Annotated in this window: 4 protein-coding genes; 2 read left to right on the top strand and 2 right to left on the bottom strand. The window is 69.0% G+C overall.

Annotated features, from left to right (window positions below; all coding sequences use genetic code 11):
- On the bottom strand, positions 1 to 920 hold a 920-nt coding region (locus QN350_RS19550; RefSeq protein WP_323517176.1), incomplete at its 3' end, for a LysR family transcriptional regulator.
- A gap of 59 nt (positions 921 to 979) precedes the next feature.
- The gene (locus QN350_RS19545) at positions 980 to 1,264 is read right to left on the bottom strand and encodes a hypothetical protein (protein ID WP_323517174.1); all 285 of its coding nucleotides are present in this window, start codon (positions 1,262 to 1,264) and stop codon (positions 980 to 982) included.
- Here QN350_RS19545 and pyrE point away from each other — a divergent pair.
- Positions 1,254 to 1,802 carry an orotate phosphoribosyltransferase gene (gene pyrE / locus QN350_RS19540; protein ID WP_322138643.1) on the top strand — a complete coding sequence of 183 codons (549 nt, stop codon included), beginning with the start codon at positions 1,254 to 1,256 and terminating at the stop codon, positions 1,800 to 1,802. The genes QN350_RS19545 and pyrE overlap by 11 nt on opposite strands.
- On the top strand, positions 1,802 to 2,071 hold a 270-nt coding region (locus QN350_RS19535; RefSeq protein ID WP_323517172.1), incomplete at its 3' end, for a hypothetical protein. The genes pyrE and QN350_RS19535, both read left to right, overlap by 1 nt.

Genomic DNA, 2,071 nt, shown 5'->3' with positions numbered 1-2,071 from the left:
GATGTGGGGGTGTGGGCCTGCTGGACGCGAGCGGCCTGGGTGCGCAGCACGTCGACGACCGTGCGGACCGCGAGGCGTTCGGCGCGGTCCGGGCGCATCAGCGCGACGATCTGCCGTTCGGCGTCCACACCGCGCAGGGGTTTGAGCGTCACCTTGTCCGGCTCCCCGTCGCCCCAGGTGTACCGCGGCACGAGCGCGATCCCGAGCCCGGCCGCGACGAAGGCCTCGATCAGCCGCATGTCGGCGAACCGCTGGGCGACCTTCACGTGGCCGGGGGTCCGCTCCTCGATCTCATGCAGGATCCGCTGGAAGGGGTATCCGTCGGGCACCCCGATCCAGGTCTCGTCGATCACGTCCGCCGGGGCCAGCCAGGAGCGTCCGGCGAGCCGGTGATCGGACGGAAGCCCGACGTCGATCGGCTCGGTCATGAGGGGAACCACGGTGAGGCCGCGCCCGCCCCAGGACCGCTGGCCGCTCAGGCTGTACGCGAGCACGATGTCGTAGTCGGCCGTGAGCGCCGGGAAGTCCCGGAGCTCCGGGTCGAGGTCGGTGCACGTGACCACGAGTCCCGGCCGGTCGGCGAGCTGGAGCATCACCCCGGGCAGCAGCATCTCGCCGGCGGTCGGGAAGGTGACGACGCTGACCCCGCCGGAGGCGTCGTTCCGGAACTCGTGCCAGACGGCGGTGGCGCGGGCGATCGCGACCGACACATCGGTCGCGCTGCGGGCGAGCGCGCGCCCGGCATCCGTCAGCACGATGCCCCGCCCGCGACGTTCGGTGAGGGCCACCCCGGCCTCGCGTTCGAGCACTTTCAGTTGCTGCGAGACAGCGGATGCGGTGCGGTGCGTCGCCCGCGCGACCTCGGTGATCGAGCCGCGTTCGGCCAATTCCCTGAGCAGTTCGAGCCGCTGAATGTCCATGTAGCTACGCTACACAATGAGTACAGGACAATGCGATTGTGCTGCATGGTTAGAGGTGGTCAAATAAATACGTCGAACACGTGCAGCAGTGCCTCCGTATCACCGACATCCACCCCTGGTTGAAAGGCCCCCTCGTGTTCGTTCTCATTGCCGTGCTCTCCCTGATCGTTGTCGCGTCCATCGTTGGCGTTGTTGTCGATGTGCAGAATGACGGCTACCGTCACATGCCCGAACAGCGCACCTTCGTTCGCGGGTTCTGACCCCGCTTGACGCCTGCCCCGTCCCCCGGGTCGGGGCAGGCGTCGCCAATCCCGAATGGCATACAGTTGATCCGTGACGGACATTCGGCAGCAGCTCATTGACTACATCTCGGCTGAGGCCGTGTTCCACGGTGACTTCACCCTCACGAGCGGGAAGAAGGCGAAGTATTACGTCGACCTCCGAAAGGTGAGCCTCGACCACCGGGTCGCCCCGCTGATCGGCCAGGTCATGATCGACCTCATCGCCGGTGTGCCCGACGTCTCCGCCGTCGGCGGCATGACCATGGGCGCAGACCCCGTCGCCGCGGCCATTCTGCACCAGGGCGTCGCCCGCGGCCTCTCCTACGACGCGTTCGTCGTACGCAAGGAGCCCAAGGACCACGGCCGCGGCCGCCAGGTCGAAGGCCCCGACCTCGCCGGCAAGCGCGTGATCGTGCTCGAGGACACCTCGACGACCGGCGGATCCCCGCTCGCGGCCGTCGAAGCCCTGCTCAAGGTCGGCGCGATCATCGCCGGCGTCGCGGTCGTCGTCGACCGCAACACCGGCGCCCGCGAAGTCATCGAAGCGGCCGGCTACCCCTACTTCGCCGCCATCGGCCTTGAGGACCTGGGGCTGAACTAATGCCAGACCAGTCGGGGAGCGGCGAAGAAGGACTCGACTGGCTCGCCTCCCAGCTCGGCGACGGCACCAAGCCGACCCTGCCGGACGACTTCGTGATGCGTCGCCCGCGCCGGGTGAAGGGCGCCCCGGCGGATGCCCCCGGCCGGGTTCCCCGTGCCGGCGACGGCTCCACGGCCGGTGCTGGTTCGCGTGCGGCCGGTGCTGCCCCGGAATCCGCCGAAGGATCGGCTCCAGCGTTCCTCTGGGGACTCAAGCCGACGACGGCGACC

Origin of the sequence: Cryobacterium sp. 10I5 (assembly GCF_035019865.1) — a bacterium.
GTDB classification, from domain to species: Bacteria; Actinomycetota; Actinomycetes; order Actinomycetales; family Microbacteriaceae; genus Cryobacterium; species Cryobacterium breve_A.
The sequence above is the reverse complement of the archived record's forward strand: the minus strand, read 5'-3'. Positions and strand labels throughout refer to the sequence as shown.

Excerpts from the sequence above, each read along its gene's own strand:
- QN350_RS19545 (WP_323517174.1), bottom strand. The coding sequence starts at position 1,264 with ATGTCCGTCACGGATCAACTGTATGCCATTCGGGATTGGCGACGCCTG.